General features: G+C 34.8%; 14 protein-coding genes. All 14 read right to left on the bottom strand.

Annotated elements, in window-relative coordinates; all coding sequences use genetic code 11:
- Positions 1-72 precede the first annotated feature (72 nt).
- The 14 genes from PBT91_RS12350 to PBT91_RS12415 all read right to left on the bottom strand — a co-directional run bounded on the left by PBT91_RS12350 (position 73) and on the right by PBT91_RS12415 (position 17,870).
- Entirely contained in the window at positions 73-1,614 is a 1,542-nt protein-coding gene (locus PBT91_RS12350; RefSeq protein ID WP_270058773.1) for a RagB/SusD family nutrient uptake outer membrane protein, read from the bottom strand.
- Between the two features lie 11 nt (positions 1,615-1,625).
- A complete protein-coding gene (locus PBT91_RS12355; protein WP_270058774.1) occupies positions 1,626-4,706 on the bottom strand; it encodes a SusC/RagA family TonB-linked outer membrane protein in 3,081 nt (1,026 codons plus the stop codon).
- A gap of 285 nt (positions 4,707-4,991) precedes the next feature.
- Positions 4,992-6,578, bottom strand: a complete 1,587-nt coding sequence (locus PBT91_RS12360) for a glycoside hydrolase family 28 protein (protein WP_270058775.1) — start codon at positions 6,576-6,578, stop codon at positions 4,992-4,994.
- Positions 6,579-6,605: 27 nt separating this feature from the next.
- Positions 6,606-8,315, bottom strand: coding sequence for a hypothetical protein (locus PBT91_RS12365; RefSeq protein WP_270058776.1), 1,710 nt, complete (start codon positions 8,313-8,315; stop codon positions 6,606-6,608).
- 10 nt (positions 8,316-8,325) lie between these two features.
- A complete protein-coding gene (locus tag PBT91_RS12370; protein ID WP_270058777.1) occupies positions 8,326-9,822 on the bottom strand; it encodes a sodium:solute symporter in 1,497 nt (498 codons plus the stop codon).
- Positions 9,822-10,745: a dihydrodipicolinate synthase family protein gene (locus PBT91_RS12375; protein ID WP_270058778.1), complete on the bottom strand. Its 924-nt coding sequence runs from the start codon at positions 10,743-10,745 to the stop codon at positions 9,822-9,824. The genes PBT91_RS12370 and PBT91_RS12375 overlap by 1 nt, the downstream gene beginning before the upstream one ends.
- A gap of 89 nt (positions 10,746-10,834) precedes the next feature.
- Positions 10,835-11,689: a fumarylacetoacetate hydrolase family protein gene (locus tag PBT91_RS12380; protein ID WP_270058779.1), complete on the bottom strand. Its 855-nt coding sequence runs from the start codon at positions 11,687-11,689 to the stop codon at positions 10,835-10,837.
- 10 nt (positions 11,690-11,699) lie between these two features.
- On the bottom strand, positions 11,700-12,482 hold the full coding sequence (locus PBT91_RS12385) for an SDR family NAD(P)-dependent oxidoreductase (protein ID WP_270058780.1): 783 nt from the start codon (positions 12,480-12,482) through the stop codon (positions 11,700-11,702).
- 6 nt (positions 12,483-12,488) lie between these two features.
- Positions 12,489-13,052, bottom strand: coding sequence for a DUF3826 domain-containing protein (locus tag PBT91_RS12390; RefSeq protein ID WP_270058781.1), 564 nt, complete (start codon positions 13,050-13,052; stop codon positions 12,489-12,491).
- 168 nt (positions 13,053-13,220) lie between these two features.
- Positions 13,221-14,126: an alpha/beta hydrolase gene (locus PBT91_RS12395; RefSeq protein WP_270058782.1), complete on the bottom strand. Its 906-nt coding sequence runs from the start codon at positions 14,124-14,126 to the stop codon at positions 13,221-13,223.
- Between the two features lie 9 nt (positions 14,127-14,135).
- Positions 14,136-15,380 carry a tagaturonate epimerase family protein gene (locus PBT91_RS12400; RefSeq protein ID WP_270058783.1) on the bottom strand — a complete coding sequence of 415 codons (1,245 nt, stop codon included), beginning with the start codon at positions 15,378-15,380 and terminating at the stop codon, positions 14,136-14,138.
- A gap of 18 nt (positions 15,381-15,398) precedes the next feature.
- Positions 15,399-16,769, bottom strand: coding sequence for a glycoside hydrolase family 28 protein (locus PBT91_RS12405; RefSeq protein WP_270058784.1), 1,371 nt, complete (start codon positions 16,767-16,769; stop codon positions 15,399-15,401).
- A complete protein-coding gene (locus tag PBT91_RS12410) occupies positions 16,759-17,106 on the bottom strand; it encodes a cupin domain-containing protein (RefSeq protein WP_270058785.1) in 348 nt (115 codons plus the stop codon). Before PBT91_RS12410 ends, PBT91_RS12405 begins: the two co-directional genes overlap by 11 nt.
- A complete protein-coding gene (locus PBT91_RS12415; RefSeq protein WP_270058786.1) occupies positions 17,106-17,870 on the bottom strand; it encodes a rhamnogalacturonan acetylesterase in 765 nt (254 codons plus the stop codon). The genes PBT91_RS12410 and PBT91_RS12415 overlap by 1 nt, the downstream gene beginning before the upstream one ends.
- Positions 17,871-17,879 lie beyond the last annotated feature (9 nt).

The following is a 17,879-nucleotide window of genomic DNA, read 5'->3' on the forward strand; positions in this document are numbered from 1 at the left end:
GTAATAATTAAATCTTATATTTTAATCATGTTTTTTAAAACATAGATTTTTTTCTGAATCGTGAATATAATTTTAGTATCCTGGATTTTGCACTAAATTTGGATTGTTATCTAATTCAGATTGAGGGAAAGGCATAAGATAGTTAAAATCTCTAAAGATTGGATTTTGCCCTAAAGGGTTTGTTATGTTTGAAATAACATCTTCTGCAATTTTCCATCTTTTTAAATCATTATACCTTATACCTTCAAGTGCTAATTCTACTCTTCTTTCTCTACGTATATAATTTCTTAACTCTTCTTTAGTGTTGTATCGCGTTCTGTCTACAGGAGGCATTTCTACACCTGGCCTATTTCGAACTTCATCTATTGTATTATATGCCATATCATTAGGGCCATTAACCTCGTTTTGAGCTTCAGCAAACATTAGCAGAACATCAGCATAGCGGATATGTATATAGTCCTGATCGGTGTTTATAGCTGTGGAGAAAGTAAACGGTGCCTTTGAAAGATCTACATACTTTTCAGTAAGAAATCCTGTATAAGAATTATAGCTTCCATCCCATACTTCGCCTTGGTTATTCTTCCAAATTTCGTTAGGAAGTTTGATCGTCATATCTAAACGCGGGTCTCTATTTTCGTAAGGATTATTGGGATTGTAAATCGCAGAATTCTCTGGCAGTTTACCATCAATCATTTCGTAACTATCAACCAGGTCTTTATAAGGCTGAAGCAATGAGTACCATCCTAACTCAACATCATGGCCACCTGCACCCGGTCTAATTCTTTGAGGATTATTAGGCGAAAGGTATTGAGTTGCAAAAATTATTTCTTTATTAATGGAGGGATCTATTTGCCCATTTGTGAGAAATAATAATTTGTAATTGTTTGCAAGACCAAAAACTTCAGAATCAATGACCGCTTTTAAATAGGGCAAAGCTTCACCAAATTTTTCTTGAGTAATTAATACACGCCCCATAAGACTATTAGCACTACCTTTCACAGCATGACCTTGAAAATCTTTTCGTGGCAAATTATCTATGGCAAATTGCAGATCTTCCTGGATAAAAGAATATACCTCCTGAACGGTGCTTTTTGCAATTTTAACCTCTTCTAAATTTTGAGGATAATCTCGATAGATTATTACTCCTCCAAAAGTTCTTACTAAATCAAAGTAGGCTAAAGCTCTAATAAATCGTACTTCTGCTCTATAAGTTAAAATTTCTGATTGCTCTATAGGTGCCTTATCAATATTATCTAAAAAATAATTACAAGCTACAATAACGCGGTAAGGAGTTTCATACATATTTGGAATGGCTCCTCCCAAATTTGCCGAAATATTCCCTAATGCCACATTTCCCAGATTGGACTGGTTAGAATTTCCGGGATCAAGAAAGGCATTATCTGTTAATCCATCTAAATATACTCTTTCATAGCCAAGAAAATTTTCTTGTAGTCTATAATATACCCCCGCTAAGGCAGTTTCTACATCTTCCTGTGAAGTCCAGAAGTTTTGGGTAGAAATTGTATCTGGTGGATTTTTATCTAAAAAGTCATCATTACAGGACAAGATTAGCATCGCACTCATTACCAGAATAATTATATTTAAACTTTTCATATTATTTTTATTTAAAAAGTAACATTTAATCCAAAATTGTAAACTTTGGCTTGAGGATATTGTGCCAAATTCCCAGTAAGCGATGTCCTTTCCGGATCGCCCCCTTCGAAATCTGTAATAGTCAAAAGATTATCTGCCGAGAAATAAACATTAATTCTTTTGGCATTTAATGTTTGTAAAACACTACTTGGCAAATCGTACCCTATATTTATATTCTTCAATCTTAAATATGATGCATCTTTTAAATAAAAGGTCGAAGCTTTATAGCTAGCAACACCTGGGTAGCCAGCAATATATAAAGCTGGAAGAGCATTAGTTGGATTTTCTGGAGTCCATGCATTTCTCCATTCTTGTGTTGGTGCGGTTCCTTGCATATAAGGATCGACCCCCCAATTTTCTAATCTTGCCTTTATCCCCTTAACTCCCTGAAAGAAAGCACTGAAAGTAAAATTTTTATAGTTAGCATTAAATCCAAAAGAATAAGTGAAATCAGGATACGCCCCATCTACTACTATTCTATCTTCTGCGTCTACTACTCCATCTCCATTTTGATCTTTCATTTTAAGATCTCCAGGTCTAGGATTCGCATTTAATTGATGAAAAGGAACATCCGGATTATTAATATCTTCTATTTGAAAAATGCCATCCCACTCATATAAGTAATGAGAATCGTATGGAAGACCTTCTTCCCTAATTCTAGATCCGTAATTTGGCACCCGTATTTCTAGAAGCTCATTTCTAATCCTCGAGAATAAGAAGTTTGCATTATAATTAAATTCTCCGATGCTATTTCTATGGGTAAGCTCCAGTTCAAAACCCTTATTTAGCATTTCTCCATCGTTAAGAGTTGGTTCATCTAAGCCAAGACTTGCCGGAACTGGCTGAAAAGCTAAAATATCGTAAGTGTGTTTTCTAAACCAATCAAATGTTATTCCTATCAAATTATTCTTAGACTGAAAATCAAGACCTATATCTAAAACACTTGTAGATTCCCATTTAATCCCCTGATCTCTAAAAACCTCTAGAACAGCTCCTTGTTGCAGGGTTTCATTATCAAATGAATAATTGACATTATCGATTTCTAATACATCCTGATATAAGTAAGTTCCAATATCTTGATTTCCTAATGTACCATAAGAACTTCGAATCTTTAAAGTCTTGATCCAATCTGTATCTTTTAGAAATTTCTCTTTCGAAATCAACCATCCTGCCGAAAATGATGGAAAAAATCCCCATCTATTATCAGGCGAAACTTTTGAAGTACCATCGTATCTAAAATTTGCTTCAAATAAATATTTACTATCAAAATCATAATTCAGCCTACCAAAAAACGATCGCATTGCCCATTCTGATGGATTTATCAATCCCGGTAAGCGCGGATGACTGAAAAACAGAGACTCTCTTTCTGAAGAATAACCAGACAATTCTTCCAAAGATGGAAGTACAGAATTGATTCTTCTTCCTCTTAGACTTCTTATTTGATAAGAAATCTGCTCAAATCCAGCTAACAACTTAAATTTATGCAATTCATTAATTGATTTATCGTAAGTAAGAGTGCTGAATACTGTAGGACTAATCTCCTTAGCATACTGATCTGTAACACCTAAGATATCTGGACCATAAGTAGATTGTTTATAATCACCTGTTTCATCAATTTCCTGAAAAAGATAGGCGTTGTAATTTCGCTGATGCATCTTAAAAAATTCATCTACGTAATTCACGGCGAATGTGGTTGACCATACCAAATCCTCAAATGGTTTTACATTTACAAACGCTTGAGCATTTAAATTATATTCTTTAGTATATTTATCCCCCATCAAATAATATTCTTGAGGATTTCTATTTCTGCCCTCACTTTGATAAGCTCTGGAAACTGCTCTACCGCTTCCATCTGGTAGAAATGGACTGTAATTAGGCCCAGCAGCATAAATTGATAGCGCCATATTTGCTCCAGTGAAAGGTGGTTCTTTACGATCTTTATAACTCATTTTAATACTGGTTCCAATATCAATTTTATCTGAAATCTTATTATTATAATTAAGTAGAGCATTGTAACGATCGAAATCATAACCAGGAATCATTCCTTCCTGATCTAGGTAATTCAAGGAGATATTATAACTACTTTTTTCTGCCCCCCCAGATATTGATAGGCTGTGATTGATTAAAGCTGCGGAATTGAAATAATAATCTAAATAATCAAAATTTGGATATTGAGGATCATTATCGGCATTTCGATAAGCTATAATATCACTTTCTGGATACCTAAAAGCAACTCCAGATCTCTCGGCAGCTTGATTATACATTTCCATATAATCCGCAGAGTTGGTAATTAAATCAGGAAGAGCTGTCGGAGTTTGAATTGCATAATTCATTCTGTATGAAAATTCAGTTTTACCCTTTTTCCCAGATTTTGTAGTAACAAGAATTACCCCATTCGCTGCTCGAGCACCATAAATTGAAGCAGAAGCCGCATCTTTCAATACAGTAATATTTTCAATATCATTTGGTGACAAATTGTTCAATGATCCTGTTACACCATCAATTAAAACTAATGGAGCTGTACTTCCTCCAAAAGAGCCTCTACCGCGAATTAGAAATTCTGGATTATCTCTTCCAGGTTCCGCACTAGATTGGGTAACTTGCAGTCCTGTCACCCTTCCCTGGATTAAATTTCCTGCATTTGGAGCAGGTCTTTCATTTAATGTCTCTCCAGAAACCGATCCAACAGCTCCAGTAAGATTCTCCTTTTTCTGAGAGCCATATCCAACAATTACAACTTCCTCCAGACTGGCCTGATCTGATGCCATAACAATATCATAGTTTTGATTTTCTTTTACCAGCTTCTCAATCGTTTTCGTTCCTACAAAAGAAAAGATCAAAACTTGTCCTTCACTAGCATCGATACTAAAATTACCATCAAAATCAGATTGGGTTCCGTCGTTTGTTCCCTTTATCATAATATTTACTCCAGGTAGGGGCACATTATTTTCATCTGTAATTGTACCAGTAATTTTTGAAGTTTGTCCATAAGTTACCAGAGAAATAATAAAAAAGATAAACAGAGAATATATTTTTATTCTAAAGTTTGACATGATCTTTTTAGATTAGTTAAAAAAAATAAAAACTTCTAAAGGTTTCTTAAATTTATTAACTAATGAATAGGAAAGTATCCTGTCGCATCCTGTTTTTAAAAAGATATCTAAAATTTCACATCAGAAATTATCATATTCTAAGTTCTTTGAAATTTTTTCAAAATTATAATGCCACTGATTTAAAAGGAATAACTATTAAGGATATAAATTTAATAAATATCTAAAAATTAGAGCACTTGCTTTAAATAAAAACCTTCTTGATATAAAGAAGCGTCAACCATACATCTAATTATGAACAAATGGAATATTTGTATTTTTAAAATAAATGTTCTCGGTAAGATTACCCTCTCTTTTAATCTTTAAAGTATCCCCAGAAACGTTAAATATCGCATCTTTAAAACTGATGTTTCTAGCATCCAGAAACACCATTAAAGAATCCTTACTGGTAATATTTATATTATTGAAAACCAGTTGATCTGCATCATTTACGATAAAAAGCTCATCGCTTTTCTTAACTTCTATATTTTTCATTTGCAGATTAGTCATTGGTGATTCTGGTATCCCGTATAATTTTAAAAATGTTTTTGCTTTTTCAACTAAAATATCTTCTATAAAAATATCTCTGAATGTTGGAGTTAATATATTAACTTCTAGCACTGGTTTTCTCTTAGCCAGATCTCCAACGTACATTGGCTGGCCGAGCATATCCCATTTAAAAGCAGTACCGTGTAGGTTCATTCTTAACCTTTTATAATACAAATTTTCTCCTCCTCCACCTCGTGGTCTACGAGTTTTAAATCGAATTCCTACTCCTGTGTTATCAAAAACACAATCGTGAATATAAAGATTTCTAATCGTTCCTGCGGTTTCACTTCCTATTGTTATTGCACCATGTCCTTTTTTGGCCAAACAATATCTTACAACCACATTTTCCGTGGGTTTATCTACTCTTATACCATCTTCTCCTCTACCTGCTTTCATTGTAAAACAATCATCGCCACTATTTAGTGTAGAATATTCAATAAGAACATTTCTTGAAGATTCAATATCAATTCCATCTCCTCTTGGAATCCCAACCGAATTAACGGTTACGCCCCTTATAATAACACCGTCACAATATACCGGAACAATATTCCAAAATGCTGTCCTTTCTAAGGTAATTCCTTCGATATAAACATTTTTGCAATTTGTTGGAGAAATTAACATGGGTAAAAAAATAGGTTCGTTATTATAACCTTCATAAATTCTATCTTCAACAGGTTTCTCTATAGCTACAAATTTTTCCGTAACATCCTCGGTCATCATTTGACTTCTTACAGGTCCCTCTTCAGGACCATAAATAGTTCCTCTACCTGTTACCGCTATATTCTCCTGATTGAGTGCATAGATACAAGCTCCTAGAGACATTACCTCTACCCCTTCATGACGAGTGAAAACCGCGGGTCTGTAATCTTCCAATTGTCCAGAAAAATATAGTTCTGCTCCATCTTCTAAATGCAGATTTATATTACTTTTTAATGAGATTCTGCCAGTTTTCCATTTACCTTTAGGAATAATAACTTTACCACCTCCAATTGCGCTTAAGTCATCTATAGATTTCTGAATTATTTCTGTAATTTTTTCTTTTTGTTTTGCTCCCTTTTCCAAAATATTGATCGTATGATCAGCAAAAACCGGTTTCTGAAATTTTGGCATTTTAAAAGGAGCTTCAATTGCAGCTATAGTGTCTGGAAGGTTTGCTGCTCCAACTTCATCTATAGTCGGCAGGCTATCCAAATTATAAAATTTTTCTTTCTCTAATGCTAATTTCTTTGATTCTTTTTTGCAAGAAACTATTATTAAAAAAGAAAGTATGTAAAAAAGGTATTTCATTAAATATCTCATCAATAACACTTTATATTATTTTCCTGCCAGCTTTGTTTTGGCTAGATCTTCTCCTCCATTCAGAAGATAAACTAAAGGTAATGGCCTATCTTTTCCTTCTATAAATTGCGGTCGCGCCGCCCATGGCGTTAGTGAGATAACATTCACAAAATCCATCCAGTACTGCAATCTGGCAGGTCTCAAATCCCATGTCATATGAAAATGATTTGCAGGAGCATACTGTTTATATTCTATCATTGAAGCATATTTGGGAATTACAAAAGTGTGTGGCCAGGTTGGATTAGCTCCATCACAAACTTTTTGAGCGACTTCTGCTGGAAGCTCTACTGTTTCCGCTTCATCCCAGAGCATTGAGAACATTCCGCTCAAAGATGAATAGGATAGTCTCGCAGCTACACCTTTAATCTCTCCTGGAGATTTAAAATGAACCGAATTACCTAAATAGAAAAAGTAATCTACTGCTTTTGGGAACTGGATTTTATTCATAATTTCCTTTTCTGAAGCACCAGGCGCAGCAGCCCAATTAAACGATGCAGAACCGGAATTAACACCATCAACAAATCCTTTTTCTATCCACTTTTTATTTTTAAGATCTTTGATTCCATGATCTTTAGCTAGCGCCGCTGCGTCTTCTTTTTCATATACTTTTCTGAAATCCATAAATAATGGAGGGTTACCACCAGAGAGCCAGGTCATAAAAAGCTGCGTTAAAAGCCCTTGGACATCGGCTTCAGTTGCAAAAGGGATTACTTTTTTCTCCCCATTATGATCGAAGGTAGAATTAAATAAAGATTCCATAATATCGGCTACAGGCAATTGAATCCCCCGATCATCAGACCCCCATTCTAATTGGCTCATAAAACCACCACCAACGGCATCGAGATCCTTTATAATATCTCTCACGATTAGGTATAATGCAAGACTTTTTTCCAATAATTCTTCATCCTTTTCTGTAGGGAGTTCAATCTTTTCCTTTCCGTGTGAATAAAGCCAGTTTTTTAGTTTTTCAACTTCTTTTTTATCGTAGGATTGTTTTTGAAGCATATCCGACAAAAGCTTCATATCCAGTCTGGTGATTTCAATTCCAAATCGATTTCTGGTTTCCATTACATGAGGTAGCGCTGTTTCCATCCCCATAGAATCATGACCAAAAATCACGATTCTTCTTCCTTTTAGACCTTGAAAAGTTATTGCTGCGTAACACCAATCTATCAATGAAACTAAAGTTTCAGCAATCATTTTAGGGTTTTGCCCTTTATCAGGCCATGCACCTATATTAATATGAGATAGTTTACCGTATTGTGCAATTGCTCCATTAGTGGCATGAGTATATACAACTCCTGGACGAGCAGCTGAATTTCCAGTAGTAAAATTAATTGGAATGTCCTTAGGAAAATGAGATAATAATGAAATTGTAGTTAGTTGAGGAAACGACCACGTATCTGGTATGCACACTAAAATATTAACACCAGCCTGTAAGAACTGCTTAGCTACCATATCGGCCTGGGGCTCAAGATCAACTAATATATCTGAATAAACGACTTCTACTTCATTACCGCATGGAAGTTTTATAGCACCCGAAAGTTGTTCTGCCGTGTTTCTCACCAAATTTTTACATCGGTTGCGACTGTTTTCATCTATTCTTGGATCGCAAGGCGCAAAAATTCCTATTACAGCCTTAGACGTATTTTGATTTATTTCCTTAGATAGCAATCTGGCACTCATAGTTAAAATTTTAGATTAGACGCTTATTTTTTCGTAAAAGTATATTCAATAAAAAACCGCTTAAAAATATTACCATTGTTCCAATGACTATAGTTAGGTTGGTATGTAAAGGATTTTTAAAAGCCAGCCATTTTCCAGACGTGATTAATAAGGGTGTAAGACTCATCCATCCTACAACCAAAATACCTAGAATAACGGCAATTGCAGCCTCGGTTTGTTTTATTTTATTAGATACAAAACCTAATAAAAAAAGGCCAAGCACTCCACCACTAAATACTGAGGATAATGCCCACCAGGTGTCTAGAGCACTTTTCACTGAAGTCATAGCAAGTGAAACTATTATACTTATAGACCCCATGACAATCCCCGAAATAGCCAAAATTCGAAATTCAGCTTTACTAGAAAAAAACTTATTTTTTCGTTTGAAAAAATCGGTTAAAATAACTGTAGAACTACTATTTATACTGGTGGAAATTGTGCTCATGCCAGCTGCGAAAATAGAAGCTATTAGTAATCCCGTTACCCCTTTTGGAAGTTCCGATACTATAAAATAAGGGAAAATTTTATCGGCTTCAGCAATATCCATAAGTGTTTCAGGAAGCAGCTCTGGATTAATTTTATAATAAGCATAAAGTGCTGTGCCGATCATGAAGAATAATAGCGAGACTGGTATATAAAGTAAACTTCCAAACCAAGTAGATTTTTTGGCTTCTTTTTCTGTTTTCGCACTCATATAACGCTGAACGTAATTTTGATCTATCCCGAAATTTTGAAGATTTATAAAAATCCCATAAATAAGAATTACCCAAAACGTAGATTCTTTAAAATTTAGGTCTAAGCTTCCCAGGCTAAATTTGTTGTTTTCCTGACTTATTTGAATAATTTGTTCAGCTCCATTAGGCACAGAAATAATAATTATTATTAAGCAGGCTAAAGCTCCTGAAATAAGAACAATTCCCTGAATTGCATCCGTCCAGATTACAGCTTCTATTCCTCCCATAGCTGCATAGATTATCACAAATACTCCTGTACCAATAATAATAGTGTTAATGTCCCAACCTAATAAGGCGTTAGCTGGTAAAGCTAATAAATATAAAATGGTGCCCATTCGAGCAAGTTGGGTTAATAAATAACATATAGAAGCGTAATTTCTTGCCCACGAGCCAAATCTTTCTTCTAGGTAATAATAAGCAGACTGACTATTGATTTTCCTATAAAGGGGTACAAAAAACTTAACCGCAAAAAATGCAGCTATGGGAATAGAAAGACTGAATACAAAACTATTCCAATTACTTAAATAAGCTTTGCCTGGTAATGCTAAGAAACTAATACTACTTACAAACGTAGCAAAAATAGACATTCCTATTGCCCAAGACGGTATTCGCTGACCTCCAGTCATATAATCTTTTGTCGTTCTATTCTTTTTAAAATAAAATGATATTCCAAAAAATAGAATTGCGAGCAGATAAAGTGTAAATACCAGGAGGTCAACGATAGGTAATCCCATTATCGAAGTTTCTTTTGAATTTTATGCAAAATACCTTGAAGTTGATCTTTTTCCTGTTGGTTAAACCTATGCAATGGTGAAGACATGAAGTCACTACATATTCCCATAAGATTTAAAGCGCATTTCAATCCTTTTAAATAGCTAGAGCCATATTTTCCTAGAGAGTAGACTTCTGCAGAAATTTCCATTACTAGCTCGTGTAAATTCCTAACAGTTTCGATGTCTCCAGCTACCGCTGCACTATATAATTCAACATAAAGTCTAGGGAACATATTAGCACCACCATTTACACCACCAGCTCCTCCCAACATAACGGTTTCAGCTGTAACTTCTTCCGGCCCTACAAATAATGCAAAGTTTTTTTGATCTTTCATTTTATGTAAAAGCTTATTGAAATATGCAGTATTGCCTGAACTGTCCTTTAAGCCTATAATTTTTTCATGCCTGGAAAGATAACTTACTGTATCTGGTTCTATATTTATCTTTGTATGTGAAGGCATGTTGTACAAAAACAGAGGTAATGGCAATCTATCAGCTAGATATTCGTAATACTCAATTAATTCCGGCTGGCCGAGGCTAAAATAGTAAGGAGGAGCGGCGACTAAGGCAGAAGCACAGCACTGTTTAGCGGTTTCGGCCAATTTAAGACTTTCAGAAACCGCTGTATCTGTAATACCAACTAAAACAGGAACACGACTTTTCACGATATCGCAGGTCTCTTCTATTAATCGATGTCTTAATGCATATGGCAAACTTGCGCTTTCCCCCGTAGTACCCAATATAAATAATCCATGGACCCCACCTTTAAGAATATGTTCTATTAAATTTTTAAGACCTTTTAGATCGAGCTCGCTCTCATTATTTAAAGGTGTGATCATGGGAGGTATAATACCTCTAAATTGATTTTCTGTATTGTTAGTCATGTGCTCAAAAAGATATGTAGGTTTCTCTCAAAAATATTATCTTAAAAGAAATAAACCATCCTGTACCGTCTTGGAGCTATAACTAAAGATTAACTCCAGGAAATAACTTTTTGTTTCGAACTTCCCAAACCTTCAATTCCTAATTCTACAACATCACCAGGCTTTAAATATCTTTGCGGTTTAAGTCCCATACCTACACCAAAAGGAGTACCAGTTGAAATGATATCACCAGGCAGCAAACTCATAAATTTACTTAAGTAACTAACAACTTCGGCAATTCCAAATACCATATCGTTAGTATTACTTTGCTGTTTAATTTCGCCATTTAGTTTTAACCATAACTCAAGGTTTTCGGGATCAGAAATTTCATCTTTCGTGGCTAGAAATGGACCCAAAGGTGCAAACGTATCACAGCTTTTACCTTTAACCCATTGACCGGATCGCTCTAACTGAAATTCTCTTTCGCTATAGTCGTTGTGTAATACATATCCAGCAACATAATCCATTGCTTCTTCTTTGGAAATGTAACTAGCTTTCTTTCCTATAACAATGCCTAATTCCACTTCCCAATCTGTTTTCTGACTATCTTTTGGAATTACTAGATTATCATTAGGGCCTACAATAGCACTGGTAGCTTTAAAGAAAATCACCGGTTCTTTAGGAACCTCAGCTCCACTTTCTTCAGCATGTTTAGCATAATTAAGACCTATACAAATTAATTTAGACGGTCTTTTTACTGGAGGTCCTAACCTTATTTCTTTAGATAATATTTCACAGGATTCTTTATGATTTTCAAGCCATTTTTCAAGCTTTTTAATCCCATCATTAGCAAAAAAATCTTCGTCATAATCACTGCCGTATGCAGTTACGCTAATACGTGTACCATCCTCCTGTTCTATCCCTGGTTTTTCTTCTCCTGGGGATCCAAATCTTATTAATTTCATAATATATTTTTTATCCATTTAACTTTATAAATCCTCCGTCAATAGGGAAATTAGTTCCTGTTATAAAGCTAGCTTCATTCGAACACAAATATAGTGCTAGCGCGGCGACTTCTTCAGGTGCCCCCATTCTGCCTATTGGCTGAGTTTTAGATAATTCCTCGAATTTTTTATCAATCTCATTAGGATAATTCTTTTTGATAAAGGCATCTACAAAAGGCGTATGTACTCTAGCTGGTGAGATCGCATTACATCGAATATTATATTTTAAATAGTCTTTAGCTAAAGAATAAGTCATAGTTAAAACAGCTCCCTTAGACATTGAATAAGCGAATCGATCTTCAATTCCTACAACAGAAGCAATACTAGCCATATTTAATATAAGTCCACTCTTTTGCGATTTCATTCCTGCAATAACCGCTTTTGAGCAATTAAAGACACCCTTTACATTTATATTATAAATTTTATCAAGATCTTCTTCTGAGGTATTTTCAATATTACCAACATGTGCTACACCAGCATTATTTATTAATATATCAATATTATGTTCTTTCTCAATAGCAGCAAATGCTATCTCTGTCTCTTTATAATTAGAAATGTCACAGGCCACTAAATTTAAACTTCCTTCAAATTTTGAAGTGTCAGCTTTTAATTGGTTTGCTTTATCGATATTAATGTCTAAAATAACTACATCTGCTCCGTGAGCTACTAACTTTTTAGAGATTGCTTCACCAATTCCACTACTACCGCCTGTTATCACTACCTTCTTCCGTTTTAAATCAAAACTTGACTTCATAATCTTCTAATTATTCTTATGTACATAATCTTTATAAAGCTGTCTCCAATCTCTTCCATTACTATTTAGATAAGCCTCCGCTTTTGTCTTATAAATTTCAAAAATTGCAGATATTTCTTCCATATTTTTAAAATCGATTGCACGCTCCCGGGCTTCTTCTAAAAGCCCCCTTATATGCTTAATTTCACCAGTTGATAGATCTGGCACTATTTCCTTATAAGCCTTCATTGTGAAATCAACTTTTCCTACCGTATGATAATCTAGAATTTTAACAACTTGCTCTTCTGTCAATTCTTTTCTTAGAGATGAAATAAAATTTTCATGAATATCTGCAGGTTGTGCAGAATGCGCAATTATACGTCTGTCTAAATCACTTAATTTATCTCCCGTTTTTGGATTAATCCCCTCAGGAACTATAGTATATGAATGTGAATTATGATAATCTCGAATAGTTTTAAGGTGTTCGAATATAAGAGTACGAACTTTTTCAGTTTTACTGCTATCCATTATATTGAGATCTGAAACCCATTTTGAAGCCCTGGAATACTGATCTCTGTCACTTTCTGACATGTCTTTCAGATTTTGAGAATTTATCGTTCCAGTAATACCCAAAATTATTGCGATAAGGATATATTTATATTTTACCATTAAAAACTAAACTTTGATTAATTTCTAAACTTATAACCTATCTATATTTATTCTATCCTGTACCTCCCAGTAAAATTTGAGTTATCTAATTTAGTTTTGAGTTTTTAACCATTCCAATAATAATTTGGGCCAAAGATTGTTAGGTAGATGTTCTGCAAGACCAAATCCATGCCCTCCATCATTATAAATATGCAACTCTGTTGGTATATTATTCTCTCTTAATGCATTAAAATAGTTTAAAGTATTTTCTACCGGAACAGAATGGTCATCTAACGCATGTACTAAAAATGTTGGTGGCGTATTTTCTGAAACCTGAAATTCATTAGAAAATTGTGTAACTAAATTATCAGATGGATTTTCTCCTAAAAGGCGTCTGCGAGACCCTTCGTGAGTAATTGCGGAAGTTAAACTAATAACAGGATAAGCTAAAATCGAAAAATCGGGTCTGGCGCTTTCTTCTATTTTATTTAAGTATACTTTTTTATCGTAATGAGTGGAAAGCGTTGCGGCTAAATGACCTCCGGCTGAAAATCCCATAATCCCTATTTTATCAGAGTCTAAATTCCATTTTTCAGCATTATGTCTAATTAATCTAACTGCTCGCTGAGCGTCCTGAAGGGGTCCTATAGATTTATCTTTCATAATTCGATCATCTGGCAATCGATATTTAACTACAAATGCTGAAATCCCCTCTGATGCCAACCACTCTGCTACTTTAAATCCTTCTTTACTCATTGATAAATGACCATAACCACCTCCGGGAAAAATAATTACTGCAGTTTTAGAAGTATTCTCTTTAGCGAAAAAAGCATAAACTTTAGGCTCGGTTACTTTACTTGCTCGCGATAGTATACCGCCATCAATTTTTTGGTCTTCCTGATAATCTGAATGTTTTTTGCTATCCGGAATTTCCACATCCCAAAGTGCTATTTCCATATCCTGGGCACTATTAGCTAATGTGAAAAACATGCTCAGTACTATTAAAATTCTTTGCATAAAATATAATTAATTTAAATCCCCAAACAAAGGCCTCAAATGACGTTCGTATAAATTATAAGTCACATTTTCTTCAATCCTATCTCGGCAAGTTTCTAGTAACCAATAAAACTCATCTTTTTCGCCAGCAATTTTATAAGCACAATGCATCAATTGCCGAAAATATGGATTGTAAGCTTCATTTCTTTGATCGTGCCGTAACGCATTTGCAAAAGCTTCGCCGTTTTTGAATACATTTTTCTCTGGAAGCTTTGCCTTATCGATATCTAAAACTTCGGTATAATTTTCAGTAAGTTCATCATAGCGATCTAAGGCTTCAGCATACAGACGATTTATAAAATCAAATGCTTTTCCTTCGCTTTCAGCGAGTCCTATGGCTTCTTCCAGCCACGTGGTGCCAGCTGTTTTCAAATGCAAACCGCTCTCATGTTTTTTGATAAGTTTGTTGATCACCGGATAAATCGAAAATTTATCGCTTCCACTGTGCACACTTAGTTTCAAGTTTTTTGGCAAACCGAATTCTGTTTTTACAAATTTCAGAACACATAAATCAGCTTCAAACTCTTGGCTAAACTGATTTAAATTCCCTTCATAATCAACACCTTTATAAAAGTTACCTGTAAATTTTGGCGCGATGGTGTTTACCGGAACCTGATAAAAAGCTAATGCGGCAAGCACAAAAAATAATTCAGTGGGTGTTTGCGGATTTTCAACTTCATCTATAGAAACTTCCGTATAAAATTTATCGTTTTTATTGGATTTTATATAGAAATAGACTTCTGAAGCTTTCTTCATGGCAAATAAAAAAGTATCGATCATTTTCTGAAATTGTGCTTCAGAAATAGCTATTTCCGCTTCTATTCCTTCTATTTTAAAAGCACTCAAATACTGTTGAAAAAAACTAATAAACTCAGTAATCTCTTCTGAAGAAGCCTTTTTATTGATAAACTTAGCCACATCTATCGTAAAGAAATTACTGTGATCCAAAAAAGGATCCACTGTTTCTTTATCTATATGATCGGCATCGATAAAATAATCTTGAGTAAAATTTAAAGCTTTAGTGGCTTTTTGGGCTTCCTCTAGAACACTTTTGGGATTGGTATTAACGGTTTCATGCTCTCGATTTGATTTGTTCCAAACCGGCGTTACCGCAATACCGTCTTTCTGAATTTTTAAAATGGCCTCTAATTGTGCTTTTCCTTCTTTTCCAAATCGATCCCCTGTCCCAAATGAAAACTTGCTTAATTCTGCCATATTTAAAAATTTAGATTATTAATTTTCTACATCTTTCCCTGCCGCGGTGGGTACACCGGCTTCTTTACCAATAATTAAATTGTCTACCACTACATTTTTTGTGTTTGTTATGGAAGTTCCGTTGTTGGATTTATTGACTTTGATGTTTTTAAGCTGAACATTTTCAACCTTACTTTCTTCAAATCCCTGAATCACCACGGCTGTACCTGTAACTTCTTCACATTGAATATTATTGATATAAATATCGGAAATTTTTGAGTTATATCCCTCTCCTTCACCATGATAAAATGAAGTAATGTAAAAAAGATCCTCGGTTTTATCGAATTTCAGGTTATCGATATAAATATCTTTAATGTAACCGCCACGATCGGGATTGGTCTTAAAATAGATCCCGCGTTTTAGGTAGCCGTGCGCTTTACAATTCTGCACAAATACATTGCGAACGCCGGCACTCATTTCGCTCCCAATTACAAAAGCATGTAAACCTTTCAGTAAACAATTTCGCATCACAATATTTTCTGAAGGAGTTGCTGAATTTGCTCTACCTTCATCATCCCTTCCTGCTTTTATGGCCACGTTATCATCGCCATTATCAAATGTAACGTCTTCGATTAAAACATCGCTGGTATATTCTAAATCGATGCCATCGTTATTGCTGTTATGTGAATCGTATGAAAGTCCGCGTAACGTCGCATTTTTACATTTTAGTAAATGCAAACACCAAAACGGTGCGTTTTCTATTCTTATATCTTCAATTAAAATATTTTCTGAATTTACCAATTGCAATAATTGCGGACGCAAATAACTGCCTTCACCAAATTGTCGATCTTGAAGCGGAGTAGCATTATGATTCATTTCCCGACTTTTTTGCTTTGCGGGATCTTCCTTACTTTTCCAGCTTTGCCAGAATTCTTTTCCGTTTCCGTTAATGGTTCCTCCACCGGTGATGGCAATGTTTTTGAGGTTGTTGCCATAAATTAGCGGACTATAATTGTACAGCATCGTACCTTCCCAACTCGTTAACACCATGGGATAATCTTTAGGATTGGTGCCGAAATTCAGCAATACGCCATCCGCTAAATGAAGTTCCATATTACTGATTAAATGAATTGGTCCTTCCAGCTGATATTCGCCTTTTGGCACAATTAATTTACCGCCGCCTTTTTTTTGGAGTGCTTTTATCGCTTTATCAAATGCTTTTTTACTGTCTTTTGCTGAATTGGGTTTCGCGCCATAATCTAAAACTGAAACATCAACTTCAGGAATTTCCGGCAACTTAATTCGGTTGACGATTTCATCGATTCGCTTTTGTTTTTCTTCAGAAGATAGCTGAGCGAAATTCAGCATAGGAAATAACAGAAAACAGTAAAAAACGATTTTATTTTGCATCTTTCAAAAAATCTTCACGAATCGGATTGAATACGTCTATTAGCACGCCAGATTCTAAACATTCAGCACCATGCTCTGTATTTGGCAATACAAAAAAACCGTCGCCTGCTTCTAAAATCTTCGATTCGCCATTGATTGTAATTTTAAATTTACCGGAAGCGACATACGATCCTTGCGTATGAAAATGATCGTGTAAATCGCCAATAGCGCCTTTTTCAAACTTTACTTTTACCAACATCAACTGCGGATTATAACCGATAAATTTTCGGGTAATTCCTTCTGCAGCATATTCCCATTCACTATCGCTGTCTTTGAAAAATAATGGTGGCGTATACATTATAAAATTTCTTTTTTAAGGGTAGTTGGTTTAATATATTTTTTCAAGGTTAAGTCTTTTTCTGCAATTGCTTTTAAAGCCAGTGTTGCGACTAAAGTTGCGCCTTTTTCAGAAAGATGCGTATCATCATCTTTTCGCTTTTCATAATACGCTACTTCTCCCGGTGCAAAATGCAAGTGTAGGCTTCTAGATTCTTCTTCCCCATATTTTTCTTCTAGCTGTTCGGTCAACCACTGCATGTCTATAAAAGGAACATCAAAATCTTTTGCAACCATTCTAACCACTAGGGGATATTCTCCATGCGTATCGACCAAAGTTCCGTTTTCGTTAAAATTTCTACGTACAATTGAAGTCATTAAAATTGGTATTGCACCTTTTTCTCGAGTCTCTTTGATGTATTTCTCGAGATTATAACGGTAGCCTGTAAAAGGATTGGTATAGCGATCTGGTGAATTAACTTTTTGATCGTTATGACCAAACTGAATAATAACAAAATCGCCTGATTTTAATTTATCGTATACCGTTTTCCATCGACCTTCACTTATAAAACTCTTACTACTTCTGCCATTCACTGCATGGTTTTCTATCGTAATATTATCGGTCATTAAGTCCGGAAGCATTTGTCCCCAACCGTGTTCAGGGTTTTCTTCTGGATCTCTTTTGTCGGCCATAGTAGAATCTCCTATTAAATATAAAGTTGGGGATTTTTGTGCAACTATTTGCAACGATAAAAGCATTAAAAAACTAGCAAATAAAACTCTCATAATTTTTAT

It is taken from the genome of Zunongwangia sp. HGR-M22, assembly GCF_027594425.1.
Classification (GTDB): Bacteria; Bacteroidota; Bacteroidia; order Flavobacteriales; family Flavobacteriaceae; genus Zunongwangia.